The 17,387-nt window shown below is 70.6% G+C and carries 15 protein-coding genes, 1 tRNA gene and 1 pseudogene; 10 read left to right on the top strand and 7 right to left on the bottom strand.

What is annotated here, in order from left to right:
• Positions 1-4: 4 nt before the first annotated feature.
• The 3 genes from gltX to Q3W68_RS27460 form a co-directional block, all read right to left on the bottom strand.
• Positions 5-1,414 (bottom strand): glutamate--tRNA ligase, encoded by a 1,410-nt coding sequence (gene gltX, locus Q3W68_RS27470; protein WP_302908196.1) that lies wholly within the window; start codon positions 1,412-1,414, stop codon positions 5-7.
• Positions 1,415-1,531: 117 nt separating this feature from the next.
• Complete coding sequence (locus tag Q3W68_RS27465) at positions 1,532-2,809, bottom strand: MFS transporter (RefSeq protein ID WP_302908195.1); 1,278 nt, start codon at positions 2,807-2,809, stop codon at positions 1,532-1,534.
• Complete coding sequence (locus Q3W68_RS27460) at positions 2,806-4,119, bottom strand: GH1 family beta-glucosidase (RefSeq protein ID WP_302908194.1); 1,314 nt, start codon at positions 4,117-4,119, stop codon at positions 2,806-2,808. The genes Q3W68_RS27465 and Q3W68_RS27460 overlap by 4 nt, the downstream gene beginning before the upstream one ends.
• Before the next feature lie 201 nt (positions 4,120-4,320).
• Here Q3W68_RS27460 and Q3W68_RS27455 point away from each other — a divergent pair, with 201 nt between their 5' ends.
• On the top strand, positions 4,321-4,767 hold the full coding sequence (locus tag Q3W68_RS27455; RefSeq protein WP_302908193.1) for an SRPBCC domain-containing protein: 447 nt from the start codon (positions 4,321-4,323) through the stop codon (positions 4,765-4,767).
• A 138-nt stretch (positions 4,768-4,905) separates the two neighbouring features.
• Here the strand turns inward: Q3W68_RS27455 and aceE are convergent, their stop codons facing one another.
• Positions 4,906-7,650, bottom strand: coding sequence for a pyruvate dehydrogenase (acetyl-transferring), homodimeric type (aceE, locus tag Q3W68_RS27450; protein ID WP_302908192.1), 2,745 nt, complete (start codon positions 7,648-7,650; stop codon positions 4,906-4,908).
• A gap of 189 nt (positions 7,651-7,839) precedes the next feature.
• Between aceE and Q3W68_RS27445 the strand changes: the two genes are divergently transcribed.
• The 6 genes from Q3W68_RS27445 to Q3W68_RS27420 all read left to right on the top strand — a co-directional run bounded on the left by Q3W68_RS27445 (position 7,840) and on the right by Q3W68_RS27420 (position 12,656).
• A complete protein-coding gene (locus Q3W68_RS27445; protein ID WP_302908191.1) occupies positions 7,840-8,247 on the top strand; it encodes a secondary thiamine-phosphate synthase enzyme YjbQ in 408 nt (135 codons plus the stop codon).
• Between the two features lie 52 nt (positions 8,248-8,299).
• Entirely contained in the window at positions 8,300-8,770 is a 471-nt protein-coding gene (locus tag Q3W68_RS27440; protein ID WP_302908190.1) for a MarR family winged helix-turn-helix transcriptional regulator, read from the top strand.
• A 62-nt stretch (positions 8,771-8,832) separates the two neighbouring features.
• Positions 8,833-11,406: a transketolase C-terminal domain-containing protein gene (locus Q3W68_RS27435; protein WP_302908189.1), complete on the top strand. Its 2,574-nt coding sequence runs from the start codon at positions 8,833-8,835 to the stop codon at positions 11,404-11,406.
• Positions 11,407-11,516: 110 nt separating this feature from the next.
• Positions 11,517-11,951, top strand: coding sequence for a DUF3052 domain-containing protein (locus tag Q3W68_RS27430; protein ID WP_013287823.1), 435 nt, complete (start codon positions 11,517-11,519; stop codon positions 11,949-11,951).
• Positions 11,952-12,033: 82 nt separating this feature from the next.
• Positions 12,034-12,501: a peroxiredoxin gene (locus Q3W68_RS27425; RefSeq protein WP_128138072.1), complete on the top strand. Its 468-nt coding sequence runs from the start codon at positions 12,034-12,036 to the stop codon at positions 12,499-12,501.
• 83 nt (positions 12,502-12,584) lie between these two features.
• Positions 12,585-12,656 (top strand) — tRNA-Val (locus Q3W68_RS27420).
• 81 nt (positions 12,657-12,737) lie between these two features.
• On the opposite strand, the gene Q3W68_RS27415 is transcribed toward Q3W68_RS27420, so the two are convergent.
• Complete coding sequence (locus tag Q3W68_RS27415) at positions 12,738-12,881, bottom strand: hypothetical protein (protein ID WP_302908188.1); 144 nt, start codon at positions 12,879-12,881, stop codon at positions 12,738-12,740.
• Positions 12,882-13,016: 135 nt separating this feature from the next.
• On the opposite strand from Q3W68_RS27415, the gene Q3W68_RS27410 reads away from it, so the two are divergent.
• Positions 13,017-13,988 (top strand): hypothetical protein, encoded by a 972-nt coding sequence (locus Q3W68_RS27410; protein ID WP_302908187.1) that lies wholly within the window; start codon positions 13,017-13,019, stop codon positions 13,986-13,988.
• Positions 13,989-14,150: 162 nt separating this feature from the next.
• Here the strand turns inward: Q3W68_RS27410 and Q3W68_RS27405 are convergent, their stop codons facing one another.
• Entirely contained in the window at positions 14,151-14,591 is a 441-nt protein-coding gene (locus Q3W68_RS27405) for a hypothetical protein (RefSeq protein ID WP_302908186.1), read from the bottom strand.
• Positions 14,592-14,638: 47 nt separating this feature from the next.
• Positions 14,639-15,690: pseudogene (locus tag Q3W68_RS28375) on the bottom strand (IS110 family transposase).
• Positions 15,691-16,170: 480 nt separating this feature from the next.
• On the opposite strand from Q3W68_RS28375, the gene Q3W68_RS27390 reads away from it, so the two are divergent.
• Positions 16,171-16,464, top strand: coding sequence for a transposase (locus tag Q3W68_RS27390; protein WP_013289120.1), 294 nt, complete (start codon positions 16,171-16,173; stop codon positions 16,462-16,464).
• Positions 16,461-17,375 (top strand): IS3 family transposase, encoded by a 915-nt coding sequence (locus Q3W68_RS27385; protein ID WP_302904860.1) that lies wholly within the window; start codon positions 16,461-16,463, stop codon positions 17,373-17,375. The genes Q3W68_RS27390 and Q3W68_RS27385 overlap by 4 nt, the downstream gene beginning before the upstream one ends.
• The last annotated feature ends 12 nt before the right edge of the window (positions 17,376-17,387 follow it).

Here is a 17,387-nt window from a genome sequence, read left to right as displayed (position 1 = left end):
CCGCTCAGACCAGGCGTACGCGGGCGGCGCGCAGCCGGGTCAGCGTACGGTCGCGGCCGAGCACCTCAAGCGACTCGAACAGCGGCAGGCCGACGGTGCGCCCGGTGACCGCGACGCGTACCGGCGCCTGCGCCTTGCCCAGCTTCAGCCCGCGTTCCGCGCCGACCGCCTCCAGCGTCGCCTTGAGCGACTCGGCGTCCCAGGACTCCAGCGCCTCGAACGCGACGACAGCCGCGTCCAGCAGGTCGGCCGCGCCCTCCTTCATCGCCTTGGCCCAGGCCGCCTCGTCGATCAGCGGGTCGGCCAGGAACAGGAAGTCGACGTTCGGCACGATCTCGCTGAGCACCGCGATCCGGGTCTGCGCCAGCGGGGCCACCGCCGCGAACGCGGCCGGGTCGAACTCGTCGGGCTGCCACGGCGGCGGGGCGATGGTCCCGGTGCCGGTGAGCCACGGCCGGCACGCCTCGACGAAGTCCGCCACCGGCAGCGCCCGGATGTAGTCGCCGTTGAACGCGCGCAGCTTCTTCTCGTCGAAGAACGCCGGGGACGGGTTCACCTCGTCCAGCCGGAACTCCTCCTCGATCACCGACCAGGGCACGATCTCCCGGTCGCCCGACGGCGCCCAGCCCAGCAGCATCAGGTAGTTGCGCATCGCGTCGGCGAGGTAGCCCTCGTCCCGGTACGCCTCCAGCGCGACCTTGTCCCGCCGCTTGGACAGCTTCTGCCGCTTCTCGTTGACCACCACCGGCACGTGCGCCCAGACCGGCGGCTTGACGCCCAGCGCATCCCACAGCAGCTGCTGCTTCGGGGTGTTCGGCAGGTGCTCCTCGGCCCGGATCACGTGGGTGATCCCCATCGACATGTCGTCGACCACGTTCGCCAGCAGGAACACCGGGGAGCCGTCACCGCGGGCGATGACGAAGTCCTCGATCAGCTTGTTCTCGAACGTCGGCTCGCCGCGGACCAGGTCGACCACCACTGTCTCGCCCTCGTCCGGCGTACGGAAGCGCAGTGCCCGCCCCTCGCCCGGCTCCAGGCCGCGGTCGCGGCAGAAGCCGTCGTAGCCGCGCTGCTGCGGGCCGGTACGCGCCTGCACGTCCTCGCGGGTGCAGTCGCAGTAGTAGGCCCGGCCGCCCTCGTACAGCCGCTGCGCGGCGGCCCGGTGCTCGCCCGCGTACGAGGACTGGAAGTACGGGCCCTCGTAGCTGCCCCGGGCGATGCCGATCCAGTCGAGCGCGGAGAGGATGCCCTCGGTCCACTCGGGCCGGTTACGTGCCGCGTCGGTGTCCTCGATGCGCAGCACGAACACCCCGCCCTGCTGCTTGGCGAAGATCCAGTTCTGCAGCGCCGAGCGGGCGCCGCCGACGTGGAACATACCGGTCGGGGAAGGGGCGAAGCGTACACGTACCGTCACGCCCCCCAGCCTACGGCGGACCGCCACCGAGTAAGGAAGGGCCCCTTCTTAACGTCTCCGGAGGTGAAGGGGCCCCTTCTTAACACGCGCTGACACGCGCGCCGCGGTCGGCGGGCGTCACGGCACGGAGCGGATCTTCACGACCAGGGCGCTGCCGAGCAGGGTGACCGCCGCGGTGACCGCGTACAGCGTCGGGTAGCCGCCGAGGTGCACGACGATCGGCGCGGACAGCGCCGGCCCGAGCACCTGCGGCGCCGAGTTCGCGATGTTGATCACGCCGAGATCCTTGGCCCGGTCGGTGGCGGCGGGCAGCACCTGCGTGATCAGCGCGGCGTCCACCGCCAGATAGACGCCGTACCCGGCGCCGAGCAGCAGCGCCGCGACGATCGCCATCGGCCAGGTCGGCGCCACCGCGAGCAGCACCGCCGCCACCGCCATGATCAGCCCGGAGGCGATCACGAAGACCTTGCGCCGGCCGGAGCGGTCCGACATGCGCCCGGCGACCACAGCGGTGAGCATCATGCCGACCGTGTAGAGCAGGATCAGCACCAGCAGGGAGCCCTCGGGGTCGGCCACCCGTACCCCGTCGGTGAGGAAGTAGAGCAGGTAGAGCGTGCCGAGCGCGTTGCCGGTCTGCACCAGGAACCGGGTGAACCAGGCCCAGGCGAAGTCGGAGTGGCGGCGCGGGCTGATCCACATCGAGGCGAACAGCGACCGCAGCCGCAGCGGCGAGCGGTGCTCCCGGGGCAGGTGGTCGTCCTGGGTCAGCAGCGCGAACGGCAGCGACAGCAGCAGCACGGCGAGCGCGATCGCCGCGTACCCGGCGGCGTTGCCGGTGACCACGGCGGTGACCAGCACCGCGCCGAGCACCAGGCCCAGCGCCTGCGGGATGCCCACCCAGCCGGACACGCCGCCGCGCTGCGCCACCGGCACCCGGTCCGGGATCGCGGCGGTCAGGCTCGCAAGCATCGCGTTGAAGCAGACCTGCGCGGCCACCCAGGCCACCGCCACCCCGGCGATGGTGTTCTGCCGGGCCAGCAGCACCAGCGCGAGCGCGCCGACCACGGCGCCGCACGCGGTCCAGACGTGCCGGCGGCCGAAGTGCCGGTTGGCCAGCCGCAGCGACGTGCGGTCGGACAGCGCCCCGGCCAGCGGGTTCGCCAGCACCGCGGCGAGCGCGCCGAGGCCGGTGACCACCGCCAGCATGGCCTCCTTGTCGGCCGGTGCGATCCGTTCCACCTGCTGCGGCAGCAGCACCTGGATCGGGGTGAAGAACGCCATCCAGACGCCCAGGTTGGCCGCGAAGATCAGCGCGATCCAGCCGCGCCGCACCGGCACGGTCGGCTCCGCGAGCGCCGCCGGCAGCGACGCCGGCGTCGGGTTCATCGTGGTCATCGCCGGATCAGATCCCGAAACCAGGTGTACGACGACTTCGGCGTCCGCCGCTGCGTGTCGAAGTCGACGTGCACCAGGCCGAACCGCTTGGTGAAGCCCTCGGCCCACTCCCAGTTGTCCAGCAGCGACCAGACGAAGTACCCGGTCACCGGCACGCCCTCGGCCATCGCCTGGTGCACCGCGCGGATGTGGCCGTCCATGTACGCGACCCGCTCCGGGTCGTGCACCCGGCCGTCGGCGCCTGGCGCGTCGTCGTACGCGCAGCCGCTCTCGGTGACCTGGATCGGCGGCAGCGCGTCGCCGTACCGCTCGTGCAGCAGGAGCAGCAGCTCGCGCAGCCCCTCCGGGGCCACCGGCCAGTCGAACGCGGTACGCGGGTAGCCGTCCAGCGGCACGATCTCGAACGGCAGCGGCGAGTCCGCCTCCGGCGCCCGGATGCCCGTCGGGTTGTAGTAGTTGACGCCGAGGACGTCGATCGGCGCGGCGATGACGTCCAGGTCGCCGTCGCGCACCACGCCCGCGTCGGGGCCGAGCGCGTCGGGGTAGCCGCGCGTGAGCAGCGGATCGGTGAACAACCGGTTGTGCAGCGCGTCGTACGCCGCCGCGGCGGCCCGGTCCGCGTCGGTGTCGCCGGCGAGCCGCACCGGGGAGTAGTTGTTGGCGATCGCCACCGGGGACGTGGTGCGGGCGCGCAGCGCGGCGACCGCGAGACCGTGTCCGAGGAGCTGGTGGTGGGCCACCGGGAAGGCGTCGAACAGCAGCGTCCGGCCGGGTGCGTGCTCGCCCGTGCCGTGGCCGAGGCTCATGTGGATGAACGGTTCGTTGAGCGTGATCCAGAGCTTCACCCGGTCACCGAGGCGGGCGGCGGTCAGGTCGGCGTACTCGGCGAAGCGCGCGGCGGTGTCCCGGTTCAGCCAGCCGCCGGCGTCCTCCAGCGCCTGCGGCAGGTCCCAGTGGAACAGCGTGGCGACCGGGTCGACGCCGGCGGCGAGCAGACCGTCCACCAGCCGGTCGTAGAAGTCCAGGCCGGCGGCGTTGGCCGGGCCGGTGCCGGCCGGCTGGATCCGGGGCCAGGCGATGGAGAACCGGTACGCGGACACCCCCAGCCCGGCCAGCAGCGCGGTGTCCTCGGCGTACCTGTGGTAGTGGTCGCACGCCTGGTCGCCCGTGCTGCCGTCGGCGATCCGGCCGGGGGTGTGGGCGAACGTGTCCCAGATGGACGGCCCGCGGCCGTCGACTGTGGTCGCGCCCTCGATCTGGTACGCGGAGGTGGAGACCCCCCAGCGGAAGCCGGCGGGGAACTCGGGCATCGGCGCGGTCGTCAAGTCACCCTCCAGAACGTGAAGCGTGCTCGCGACTCTAGGGCTCCGCGGACCGCTGCGCCATAGGCCGAGATGACTGGGTGGCGCAAGGCGGTTCGGCGTGTCTTTTCCGAACCCGTCCGCTTAAGTCCGATTTACACATAGAGTGCCGAATATCGCGGATGTGATTTAAGTGGGGGAAAGATACTCATGATCCTCGTGGAACGAAGCGCGCACGTGGCTGCGCCGGTGGATGTGGTCTGGGATGTCGTGCAGCGCGCCGAACAGCTGCCGGCCTGGCTGGCGGGAGTCCGCGCGGCCGAGGTCCTCTCCGGGGAGGGATTCGGGCGACGGCAGCTGGTCCAGGCTGGACGCGGCGCCGCGCACGAGGCCGAGGTGATCGCCTTCCAGGAGCCGACCCTGATCGGCTGGCGCGAACGCGCGAAGGGCGCCGGCGCCCGGGCCGAGGCGCGCACCGAGATCTACGTCCAGCTGACCCCGGACGACGAGGACGGCGGCACAGTCGTACGCCTGATCGTCGTGCGGTGGCCCGCCGGACCCGTCAAGGCGGCCCTGCTCCGGCTCGGCCTGCGCCGGGTCGGCGCCGATCTGGAGGACTCGCTGGCCCGGCTGACCGACCTGGCCGCCGTCGGCTGACCGAGCCCGTCCCGGCGCCGCCCGCGATGGTGACGGCCCGGCGTTCCCGCCAGGGACGCCGGGCCGTCGTCGTCTGTTCCCGAGGTGTTAAGAAGGGGCCCCTCCTCTACCGGAGGCGTTAAGAAGGGGCCCTTCCTTTCAGCTGTCGCCGCCGGTCTCGCCGACCGGGGCGGCGTTGACGTCGTCCAGCGCGTACTTGCGGGCGGCGTCGGCCGGCACGTGGGCCGGCACCACGCCGCGCAGCGCGAGCTGGCGCAGCGTCGCGACCGCCACCGACTCGGCGTCCACGTGGAAATGGCGGCGCAGCGCGTGCCGGGTGTCCGACATGCCGAAGCCGTCGGTGCCGAGCGAGGTGTAGTCCCCGGGTACCCAGCGGGCGATCAGGTCCGGTACCGCGCGCATCCAGTCGCTGACCGCGACCTTCGGCCCGTCGGCGTCGGCCAGCTTCCGCGCGACGTACGGCACCCGCGGCTCCTCGCCCGGGTTGAGCAGGTTGTGCTCCTCGCACTCCACCGCGTCGCGGCGCAGCTCGGTCCAGGACGTCACCGACCACACGTCGGCCGACACGCCCCAGTCCTCGGCGAGCAGCTGCTGGGCCTTGAGCGCCCACTGCATGCCGGTGCCGGAGGCGAGGATGTTCGCCTTCGGCGCGTCGTCGCCGACCTGCGGCGCGGGGGAGTAGCGGTAGATGCCCTTGACGATGCCCTCGACGTCCACCCCCTCCGGCTCGGCCGGCTGGAAGATCGGCTCGTTGTAGACGGTGAGGTAGTAGAAGATGTTCTCCTGCGCCTCGCCGTACATCCGGTGCAGGCCGTTCTCCACGATGTGCGCCAGCTCGTAGGCGAACGCCGCGTCGTACGCGACCACCGCCGGGTTGGTGGCGGCGAGCAGCAGCGAGTGGCCGTCCTCGTGCTGGAGGCCCTCACCGTTGAGCGTGGTCCGGCCGGCGGTCGCGCCGAGCACGAAGCCCCGCGCCATCTGGTCCGCTGCCGCCCAGAACCCGTCGCCGGTGCGCTGGAAGCCGAACATCGAGTAGAAGATGTACAGCGGGATCATCGGCTCGCCGTGGGTGGCGTACGCCGTGCCCGCGGCCGTGAAGGAGGCCACCGAACCGGCCTCGTTGATCCCCTCGTGCAGGATCTGGCCGGTGGTCGACTCCTTGTAGGACAGGAACAGCTCCCGGTCCACCGAGGTGTAGCGCTGGCCGTGCGGCGAGTAGATCTTCTGGGTCGGGAACAGCGAGTCCATACCGAAGGTACGGGCCTCGTCCGGGATGATCGGCACCCAGCGCTTGCCGAACTCCTTGTCCTTCATGATGTCCTTGAGCAGGCGGACGAACGCCATCGTGGTGGCGACCTTCTGCTTGCCGGACCCGCGCTTGACGTCGGAGAACCGCTCGGTGCCCGGGATGGTCAGCGTCTTGCGCGCGGTGCTGCGCGTGGGCAGGTAGCCGCCGAGCTGCTGACGCCGGTCCTTCAGGTACGTGATCTCGTCCGACTTCTCGCCCGGGGTGTAGTACGGCGGGAGGTACGGGTTCTCCTCCAGCTGCTTGTCCGGGATGTCCAGGTAGAGGCGGTCGCGGAAGAGCTTCAGGTCCTCCAGCGTCAGCTTCTTCATCTGGTGCGTGGCGTTGCGGCCCTCGAAGTGCGAGCCGAGCGTCCAGCCCTTGATCGTCTTGGCGAGGATCACCGTCGGCTGCCCGGTGTGCTCCATCGCCGCCTTGTAGGCCGCGTAGAGCTTGCGGTAGTCGTGGCCACCCCGCTTGAGGTTCCAGATCTCGTCGTCGGACAGGTGCTCGACCATCTTGCGGGTCCGCGGGTCGCGGCCGAAGAAGTGCTCCCGCACGTACGCCCCGGACTCCGCCTTGTAGGTCTGGTAGTCACCGTCGGGCGTGGTGTTCATCAGGTTGACCAGCGCGCCGTCGGTGTCCGCGGCGAGCAGCGGGTCCCACTCCCGGCCCCAGACGACCTTGATGACGTTCCAGCCGGCGCCCCGGAAGAACGCCTCCAGCTCCTGCATGACCTTGCCGTTGCCGCGGACCGGTCCGTCCAGGCGCTGGAGGTTGCAGTTGATCACGAAGGTGAGGTTGTCCAGCTCCTCGCGGGCGGCCACGCCGATCGCGCCGAGCGACTCGACCTCGTCCATCTCACCGTCGCCGAGGAACGCCCACACGTGCTGCTGGGAGGTGTCCTTGATGCCACGGTGGTGCAGGTAGCGGTTGAACCGCGCCTGGTAGATGGCGTTCAGCGGCCCGAGGCCCATGGAGACGGTGGGGAACTCCCAGAAGTCCGGCATCAGCCGCGGGTGCGGGTACGACGGCAGCCCGCCGCCGGGGTGCGACAGCTCCTGCCGGAAGCCGTCGAGCTGGCTCTCGCTGAGCCGGCCCTCCAGGAACGCCCGCGCGTACATGCCGGGGGAGGCGTGACCCTGGTAGAAGATCTGGTCACCGCCGCCCGGGTGGTTCTTGCCCCGGAAGAAGTGGTTGAAGCCCACCTCGTAGAGGGACGCCGAGCTGGCGAACGTGGAGATGTGCCCACCGACGCCGATCTCCGGGCGCTGCGCCCGGTGCACCAGCATCGCGGCGTTCCACCTGATGTACGCCCGCAGCCGCCGCTCGACGTGCTCGTCACCCGGGAACCACGGCTCGCGCTCCGGCGGGATCGTGTTGATGTAGTCGGTGGTGGTCAGCGACGGCACCCCGACCTGCCGCTCGCGGGCCCGCTCCAGCAGGCGCAGCATGACGTACCGGGCTCGCTTTGTCCCGCGCTCGTCGATGACACCGTCGAGTGACTCGACCCATTCGCTGGTCTCTTCAGGGTCGATGTCCGGAAGCTGGCTCGGCAGACCAGCGGTGATCACCGGGCGCTTGCGTTCCGTAGCCACAGGCGTTCCCTCGGTTTCGTGTGGGATAGGTCTCTAGCGCCATCCTGCCCCCTGGTGGCGCGTGTCGTCACCTCTCCCACCCCCAGACGCGACGCTGAACACAGGTACCCATCAGTAACTTTGCGCGATCACCGGATGCGCTATCGGCGGACTCGGCGGCGAACCGGGCACTGGGGCAGAATGCGCCGTATGCGCAGTGAGGTGATCACCGTCCGGACCGGCTCCCGGCCGACCGTCCGGGACATCACGAGCGAGGCCGAACGGTTCGTGTCCGGGGCTGGCGACGGCCTGCTGCACGTCTTCGTCCCGCACGCCACCGCCGGGCTGGCGATCATCGAGACCGGCGCGGGGTCCGACGACGACCTGCTGCGGGCGCTCGACGACCTGCTCCCCACCGACGACAGGTGGCGGCACCGGCACGGCTCACCCGGGCACGGCCGCGACCACGTGCTGCCGGCGTTCGTGCCGCCGTACGCGACGCTGCCGGTGCTCGGCGGGCGGCTCCAGCTCGGCACCTGGCAGTCGATCTGCCTGGTCGACACCAACGGCGACAACCCCGACCGTCAGGTGCGCTTCTCGTTCCTGCCCGCGGCATGAGGTGCCTCACCGTCCGGCTGATCGAAGATCGACTCGCCCATACGATGGCCTGATGGCGCAATCCACCGTTCCCACCGTCCACGACCGGGCGGAGCTGGCCGGGGAGACCGTGCGCCGGATCCTGGACGTCGCCGCGGCGATGCGGCACCACCAGGACGAGGGGATCGCGGCGCTGGGCCTCACCCCGGCGGTCGCGCGGGCGCTGCACCAGCTGGACCCGGACCGTCCGCTCCCGGCCCGTGACCTCGCCGAGCGGCTCGGCTGCGACAGGTCAAACGTCACCGGCCTGGCCGACAAGCTGGAGCAGGCCGGGCTGGTGGAACGGCGTACCGACCCGGCCGACCGGCGGCAGAAGGCGCTCGTGGTCACCGGGCGGGGGCGGCAGGTACGTGACCGGCTCCGCCAGGTGATGTCGGACTCCCGACTCCTCGACCGGTTGAGCGCCGACGAACTGGCCACACTGCGGGACCTGGTGCTCAAGGTCTCCGACGAAGGCTGCCCGCAGGAGTGTGGCCAGGTCTGAGCCACGCCGGGCGGAACGTGTCCGAGTGGGCGAGGCGGGCCCGAGTCGGTAATGCTGTCCGCGTGACCACCCCGCACGATCTCGACGACCGGCTCCGAGCCGAACTGGCCGCGCTCGGGGCGCCCGACCAGCGGCGCGACCTGGGCGAACCGCTGCCGCTGCCCGACGGCGGGCCGTTGACCGGGGCGCAGACGCTGGCCCTGTTCGACGCCCAGGTGACCAGCCGGCTGCTCGACCTGGCCGGGCGGTGGCTGTCCGGCTTCGGCGAGGGGTACTTCACCGTCGAGTCGGCCGGTCACGAGGGCGACGCCGCGGTGGCCGCCGCGCTGCGGCCGACCGACCCCGCGCTGCTGCACGCCCGGTCCGGCGCGTTCTACTGCCTGCGCGCCGCCCAGGCCGCCGGCGCCTTCCCCGCCGCCCCGCCCCCCTCCGCCGGTGCCGGCGCGTCCGGCGCAGCCCCGGGCAACTCACCCGACGAGCCGGCCCCCGCCGCGCCCACCCCGCCGCCCGCCGCGTCCATCCCGCCGGACCTGCCGCCCGCGACCGGCGCCGACGCCCCACCCACCGCCCCGGAACCGGGAAGATCTTGGAGCGAAAGCGCCCCTCCGGGGGCCGTTTCCCACCAAGATCTCGACGCTGGCCCGGGGGAGACGGAGGCGGGCAGCCTCCCCGTGGGCGCCGGGATCGTCGTGGACGCGGACGGGGACGCGACTGTCGTCGTACCCGATCTGCCGCAGCCCGCGCCCGACGACGCCTTCGCGGCGGCGGCGCGCGACGTGCTGCGCGGCATCGTCGCCTCCGCCGAGGAACCCGCAGCCGGCGGGCGGGCGAAGGTCTTCGGCCGCGCCGACCTGGCGGTCGTGCCGACCACCTCGACCGCCGGCTCGCACCTGCCGCGCGCCGTCGGCCTGGGGCTCGCGCTGGAGCGGCTGCGCCGCGGTGTGCGACCCGCCGACGGCGAGGCGGAGGCGGCGCCCTGGCCCGCGGACGCCGTGGTGGTCTGCTCCTTCGACGACGGCGCGGTCGACCACGCCACGGCCACCGCCGCGCTGAACACGACCGGCTGGTACGACCACACCGGCCTGCGCATCCCCGTGCTGTTCGTCTGCGCGGACAGCGGCGCCTCCGCCGACGGCTGGGTGGCCGCCACGCTGCGGGCCCGGCCCGGCATCCGGTACCTCGCCGCCGACGGCGGGGACCTGGCCGCGACCTACCGGGTCGCGGCGGAGGCGGCGGACTGGGTACGCCGGCAGCGCCGGCCCGCAGTGCTGCACCTGAGCGCGGTCCGCCTGATGGAGCAGGGTGACGGCGACGCGGCCCGCGACCCGCTGCTGGCCACCGCGCGACTGCTGGTGACCTCCGGGTACGCCAGTGGCGAGGAGTTGCTGGCCCGCTACGACGAGCGGGGCTGGCAACTGCGCCGCGTCGCCGAGGAGGTGCTGGACGAGCCGAAGCTCGCCTCCCCGGTCGAGATCGTGCGGGAACTGGCGCCGCGCCGGCCCGTGCGGGTGTCCCGCGCGGTCGCCGAGGCGGCGGCGCACGCGGCCGGGCCGGGCGCGGGAGCGCGGGCGGAGGCGTTCGGCGGCAAGCCGCCGGAGCTGACCGGCCCGCTGACGCTGGCGCAGAGCATCAACGCGGCGCTCGCCGACGGCATGCTCGACCACCCCGGTACGGCGGTGTTCGGCCACGAGGTGGCCGCCCGGGGCGGGGTGTACGGGGTGACCGAGGGGCTGCGGGACCGGTTCGGGGCGGCGCGCGTGTTCGACACACTGCCGGACGAGATCTCGATCCTCGGGCTCGGGCTGGGCGCCGGGCTGGCCGGTCTGCTGCCGGTGCCCGAGATCCGCCACCTGACGCTGCTGCACGGCGCCGGGGACCAGCTCCGCGGCGAGGCGGCCACCATGCGGTTCCTGTCCCGGGGCGCGTTCCGCAACCCGATGGTGGTGCGGGTGCCCGGCCTGGCGAGCCCGGACGGGCTCGGCGGGCACGACCGCAACGACGACTCGCTGGGGGCGCTGCGGGACGTACCGGGGCTGGTGGTGGCCGTGCCGGCCCGGCCGGACGACGCCGCGCCGATGCTGCGTACCTGCCTGGCGGCGGCCCGGGTGGACGGCAGCGTCTGCGTCTTCGTGGAGCCGATCGCGCTCTACCACGTCCGTGACCTGTACACGGACGGTGACGACGAGTGGACCGCCGAGTACGCCGAACCGGGCACCTGGGCGGACCGGCACGTGCCGATCGGGCGGGCCCGCGTCTACGGGGTCGGCTCCGCCGAGGACCTCACCATCATCACGTTCGGTAGCGGGGTGCGGATGTCGCTGCGCGCCGCGGCGACGCTGGCCGGGGAGGGCGTGGGCAGCCGGGTGGTGGACCTGCGCTGGCTGGCGCCGCTGCCGGTGGCCGACATCATCCGGGAGGCCTCGGCGACCGGCCGGGTGCTGGTGGTGGACGAGACGCGGCGAACCGGCGGGGTGGGCGAGGGCGTGCTGTCCGCGCTCGTCGACACCGGATACGTGGGCGCCGCGCGCCGCGTAGCCGCACTTGACTCGTTTGTACCATTAGGTCCGGCTGCCCGTCAGGTACTGGTCTCCGCCGAAGCCATCACCCAGGGTGCCCGTACGCTGCTGGCACGGTAAATTCCGTTCCACCCGGTGCGCCACTTGCGCGGCGAGCCGCAACTGTGTGGACTGAGCCCGACGGTGTCACCCGACGCCACGAGCAGGGATAGATGAGGAGGCACGCGACAGTGAGCGCGACCGCTGGCCAGGCCGACGGGGTACGCAGCCTGGCGGACCGGTTCGGTATCGAGCCGGGCATGGTCGTCATGGAGATGGGCTACGACGACGACGTCGACACCGATCTCCGGGACGCCCTGACCGACCGCTGTGGGGAACTCGTCGACGAGGACACCGACGAGGTGGTCGACGCGGTTCTGGTCTGGCACCGCGACGGCGACGGTGACCTGTTCGAGCTCCTCGTCGACGCACTCGGGCCGCTCGCGGACAACGGCGTGGTCTGGCTCCTGACCCCGAAGGCCGGCCGCGACGGCCACGTCGAGCCGAGCGAGGTCGCGGAGAGCGCGCAGACCGCCGGGCTTCAGCAGACCTCCACCATCAACGCCGGCCGCGACTGGAGCGGAGCCCGGCTCGTCATGCGGCGCGGTTCCAAGAGCAAGAAGTAGGGGCGGCCCCGGCACCCGGCGGCCGCGGGTGCCGGGTGTGGCAGGCTGATCATCTCCAGTCCCGATCCCCGAGGGAGCACGCATGCCCATCGAGGTTGGCGCCGAGGCGCCCGACTTCCTGCTCAAGGACCAGAACAACCAGGAGGTCCGGCTCTCCGACTTCCGCGGTCGCAAGACCGTGCTGCTGGTCTTCTACCCGCTCGCCTTCACCGGCATCTGCCAGGGCGAGCTGTGCGAGGTGCGGGACAACCTCAACGAGTACGTCAACGACGACGTCCAGGTGCTGACCGTCAGCGTCGACTCCGTGTACGCCCACAAGATCTGGGCCGACCGGGAGGGCTACCAGTTCCCGCTGCTGGCCGACTTCTGGCCGCACGGCGCGGTGGCGCAGGCGTACGGCGTCTTCAACGACGTCGCGGGCATCGCCAACCGGGGCACCTTCGTCATCGACAAGGCCGGCGTGGTCCGGTTCGCCGAGATGAACATGCCCGGCGAGGCGCGCGACCAGCAGGGCTGGCGCAAGGCGCTGGCCGAGGCCGTCGCCGCCTGAGTCCCACACCCCAGGCACGTCGTTGCGCGGGGCCGGAGGCGGGCAGGTAAGCTGGCCGCTCCGGCCCGCCGTACGGGCGTTCCGGGCGCGTAGCTCAGTGGGAGAGCACTCGCCTTACAAGCGAGGGGTCGCAGGTTCGAAACCTGCCGCGCCCACCCTTCATCATCAGCAGAAACCGCCCCGAGAAGATCGTTCCTCGGGGACGGTGACAGCAACGCTGACAGCAACAGGGTCTATCAGAGACGCCCGTCGAGCTTGCCGAGCGCCTGACGCATCGCGTCGACGTTGGCATGCGAGTGGATCTTCAGCGTGGTTTTCACGTCAGCGTGCCGGGCGATGGCCTGGACGACGTGCGGCGGGACGCCCAACTCCATCAGCAACGAGACGATGGTGTGCCAGCGACTCCGAGACTGGCCAGATGCTCCGGTGGGAGTTCGACACCGAGGACGAGGCCCGTCGGATGGTCACTCGTCTCGTCCAAGCCGGCGGCGGACAGTGGCGGGAGCAGACCGGCCGTGAAGCTACGCAGCCTCCGACGTGAGCGGGGAGGGTCGACCTTCGTCGTGATCGACGACAGACTGGACGAGACTTCGCCGCGCCTGACGGTCGGGAACGACCGCCAGCCTCGTCGATTCGGAGATGAGATCAACCCCTTCTTGAGGTTCTACTCGGCCCGAGTCATCAGTCCACCCAGCAAGCCTTCCGAGGCGCTGGCTTGGAGGGTGATCGCGCGTGAGATCAGGCCACGCTGGCTTAAGAACGCCGACCTCAACAGCGGCCATGCCGTCCATGACTTCGATATTATGCGTGGGCTCAGCCCGGTGGCCGCGGTCGAAGTTACTGAGGACCGCGACGAGGTCGCGGCTGGTTGGGAGGCAAAGCGTATCGACTGCCTCGATGTCCGGCCATGCCGCTTGGGTTGGGAGCTCAGCATCAATCGGTATCCGAATCGGCCGAGGGCATGGGCCAAGGACGTGCTCACCCCGTTCCTCCTAGGGCTGGAGGCAGCACGAGCGTCAGGGGTGACCATCTATCCCGACTCACCGTTCCAAACCGCAATCCCCACAGGGCTCAGCGACCTCGGCTTCGTTGCAGCGTTCCCGGACCCGCCAGCTTCACCGCCCCTGAAGCCGGGAACAGCCCGACTGCGGGTTGGATGGGTGGGCCAATCGGACCCCAACAGGCTGACGGATTGGGCTGAACGCTTCATCGCTTCCCGCCGGTGCGATGGTGAGCGCCGCAAGCTGGCTCAGTCCGGTCGCACGGAGCGTCACCTAGCCATCGTCGTGCCCTTTATGCCAGCTTCCTCGCTTGACATTCAGGGCTGTCTGCTAGCGGTAGCCGACTACGGACCACCGGCGCGCCACCCTGTCCTGCCAGCAGAGATCACGCATCTTTGGTTGATCTCGGACTATCCAGGTACCCCCTCACTGACGTACACCTCGCGTCGGTGGACCGTCCTTGCGCCCGTTCGGCCCTTCACCTGACTCGACCGACGGCCTGCTGTCGCCCCTGGAGGCACGACCCATGCAGCAATCGACAAAGGTCAACGGGTGAGTGGCCACCGGAGTCGACCGGCTGCCGGTGCGCCAGCTGCGGGCGAGGTTGACGCTCCTATTTCTGTCAAGAAAGCGGGTGGGTCGCGTGGGTCATGCCGCGCCGATCAGCAGGTGGCCGGTCGGGGAGTAGTCGATCTTCCAGTCGGTGTAGACGCCAAGGGTGCCATCCTGGGTGCAGCGGAGTCCGACGCTGACCCACTGGACTTCACCGTCGGCGCGCAGGGCGAACCCGACGGCGACCTGGAAGGCTTCGCCGCCGCATGGGCAGGCGCATTCCTCCGGGTCGGCGTTTAGCCAGTAGTCGGCACTGTCCGCGATCAAGGCGTGGTCGCCGCAGGTCAGACACCGTGTCTGTGCGCACCCGTTCTCGTCGTCGGCGAGGACCGCGAAGGTCTTGCCGCCGCACGGTTGGCAGATCATCTCCTTAACCCGAGCTACCGGGTAGCCGCCGGGCTGGTACTCGCGGAGGTAGTCGGCGAGGTCGGTCAAGTCGTCGCCGCGCCAGAATGTGCCGGTGGTGTCGATCGCCACCGGTGCAGCGTGCCTGATCTGGTTAGTGGTGTCGAGACCGATGTTGGCTATGCGGAGTTCGTGAGCAGCCGGTAGGCGTCTCGGGCGATGTTGCGCTTCAGGCAGCGCATGATCTCGGTCTTGGTCTTGCCTTCTGCGGTGCGGCGGGTGACGTAGTCCTTGGTGGGTTGGTGGCAGCGCATGCGGACGAGGGTGATGCGCCAGAGGGCACGGTTGGCGTCGCGGTCGCCGCCACGGTGTTGGCGGTGGCGGTCGATGCGTCCGGAGCTGGCCGGGATGGGGGCCACGCCGCAGAGCCGGGCGAAAGCTGCTTCGGAGTGTAAGCGGTGAGGGTTGTCGCCGGCGGTGACGAGGAGTTGCCCAGCGGTGTCGACTCCGACGCCAGGCAGCGCGACCAGATCCGGGGCGGCGGCGGTGACGAGGGCGGCCAAGTGGCTGTCGAGGTCGTCGACCTCGGCTTGGAGTGCGAGCCAGCGTAGGGCGAGGCTGCGCAGCGCGAGCTTGGTGGCGGTCGTCGGGTCAGATACGGTGCCAGGCCTCAGAGCGGCGCAGGCGCGGATGAGTTTCTTGCCGGCCAGCCCGCGCACCAGTTGTCTCACGGGTTCGGGGGCCGAAACGATGAGTGCTTCGACTTGACCTCCGGCTTGAATTCGGGCTTTCATCGCTCCGCGGCGGGCGACGCGCAGAGCCCGGATCATCTCGATCTGGGCGTGTCGGGTCTCGGGGTGCCGCTGGCTCGGCCGGAGATAACCGCCCTGGCGGCGGACTCGTCGTCGATGGTGTCGGTCTTGCCGATCCGGCGGCGGGTGGAGCGGTCCGGGCGGTCGACCTCGACCACGGTCAGGCCGTAGTCAGTCAGGAACCGCAGCAACCCGGCGCCGTAACTGCCGCTGCCTTCCAGACCGACCTTGACCACCGTGCCGAAGGACTCAGCCCATGTGGCGAGCTGCGCGTAGCCGCGCATCGTCGTCGGAAAGCCTCTGGTGCCCAGCACCCGACCGGTCTGGTCCAACACCGCCGCGACGTACACGTCCTTGTGCGTGTCGACCCCGACGGTCAGGTCCTGGTCCTCGTTCACGCTGCCTCCTACCCGCTGCATTGACGGCAAGGCTCGACCACCGAACACGAGGAGAACGCTGGACAGAACGGGGATGAGGGACGAACCCGAGCTCCTAATCAGGTCACCACGCCGCCCCGTGCAGGTGCCGAGAGAGGTGCCCCCGCCCGACCGGGTCAACGGGTCCACATGAGGGCACGGAGCCAGTTCAAAGTCGGGTCAGGCCCGGCCGGCGGGGACACCCTCTCAGAATTGGGCGTTGCCGCTTGGTCGATGCCATGTCGTCCCCTCTGGCCATTGAGCATCCATGCTTGCAGAGGGGTGTGACATCGGTTGATGTAAAGGGGTGGCTGGCCAGGCGCAGGCCGTCGCCAGGCCGTGGGACGTCGACCAATGGTGCCTAATGGTGATGGTCGATGCACTGTCTTTGCGCAGCTCATAAGCGGATGAAGTGCCTTGAAGTGACCCCCTAAGACCGGACACCTCCTGACTTGGCATCCTGCCGAGGAGGAGGAAACCGCTGTGGCTCGACAGAGCAAGTACCCCGAGGAGTTCCGCCGGCAGGCCGCGGCGTTGGTGCTCGACTCCGGTCGCACGATCCGTGATGTGGGCCGGGAGTTGGGCGTCAACCACGAGACGCTGCGCAACTGGGTCGACCGGATGCGGCAGGAACGCGACGGCGGCCGGCCCAGTGACCTGGCCGCTGATGAACGTGCCGAGCTGGTGCGGCTGCGGCGGCAGGTCGCCCAGCTGGAGCTGGAGAAGGAGATCCTGAAAAAAGCCGCGGTCTTCTTCGCACGCGAGACGGAGCGGTGAACCGGACCGACGTCTACCGGTTCATCGACGCGGAGAAGACCAGCTACCCGGTCCGTCTGCTCTGCCGCCTGCTCGGCGTTGGCCACAGCGCCTTCTACCAGTGGCTGCGCGGCGGTCGACAACGTGCCGCCAACCGGCAACGCCGCGACGAACAGCGCGTGGAGATCACCCGGCGGGCGTGGTCGGAGCACCGAGGCGTCTACGGCGCCCGCCGGCTAACCGCTGAGCTGCACGAGCGCGGTCACCGTTGGAACCGCAAGTCGGTAGCGAGACTGATGCGGCTAGCAGGGATCGAGGGCGCTCACCGGCGCCGGCGCGGCAAACCCCGGCGGAAGGCCGCGTCCACGGCGACCGCACCGGACCTGGTCCAGCGGCAGTTCCACGCCACCGCACCGAACCGGCTCTGGGTTGCCGACATCTCCTACCTACGCACCTGGGAAGGATTCCTCTACCTCGCGGTCGTGGTCGACGCCTACTCCCGCCGCGTTGTCGGATGGGCGATGGCCGATCACCTGCGCACCGAGCTCATCCTCGATGCCGTCGGCATGGCCATCCAGCACCGCCGACCCGCCCGTGAACAGCTCATCCATCACTCGGATCGGGGGACGCAGTACACGTCGTTCGAGTTCGGCCGCACCCTGCGTTCCTGCGGGGTCCTGGCCTCTATGGGCTCGGTGGCCGACTGCTACGACAACGCCATGGCGGAGACGTTCTTCGCCACCCTCAAGACCGAACTGATCTACACCCGGTCCTGGCCGTCTCGCCATGAACTGGAGATGGAGGTCTTCTCCTACATCGAGGGCTTCTACAACCCTCGGCGTCGGCACAGCCGTCTGGGTAACGTCAGCCCCGACACCTACGAGAAGATCCACCGAGAGTCCCTGACAGACATCGAGGTGTCCGGCGGGTAGGGGTCACTTCAC

It is taken from the genome of Micromonospora sp. C28ISP2-4, from assembly GCF_030519385.1.
GTDB lineage: Bacteria > Actinomycetota > Actinomycetes > Mycobacteriales > Micromonosporaceae > Micromonospora > Micromonospora tulbaghiae.
Note: the sequence above shows the minus strand (reverse complement) of the source record. Positions and strands in the feature narration are given on the sequence as shown.

What these genes read in the sequence shown, in the direction of transcription:
- Q3W68_RS27445 (WP_302908191.1), top strand. Translation starts at nt 7,840, where the DNA reads ATGCGCAGTGAGGTGATCACCGTCCGGACCGGCTCCCGGCCGACCGTC.
- Q3W68_RS27440 (WP_302908190.1), top strand. Translation starts at nt 8,300, where the DNA reads ATGGCGCAATCCACCGTTCCCACCGTCCACGACCGGGCGGAGCTGGCC.
- Q3W68_RS27425 (WP_128138072.1), top strand. Translation starts at nt 12,034, where the DNA reads ATGCCCATCGAGGTTGGCGCCGAGGCGCCCGACTTCCTGCTCAAGGAC.
- Q3W68_RS27465 (WP_302908195.1), bottom strand. Translation starts at nt 2,809, where the DNA reads ATGACCACGATGAACCCGACGCCGGCGTCGCTGCCGGCGGCGCTCGCG.
- Q3W68_RS27455 (WP_302908193.1), top strand. Translation starts at nt 4,321, where the DNA reads ATGATCCTCGTGGAACGAAGCGCGCACGTGGCTGCGCCGGTGGATGTG.
- Q3W68_RS27460 (WP_302908194.1), bottom strand. Translation starts at nt 4,119, where the DNA reads ATGCCCGAGTTCCCCGCCGGCTTCCGCTGGGGGGTCTCCACCTCCGCG.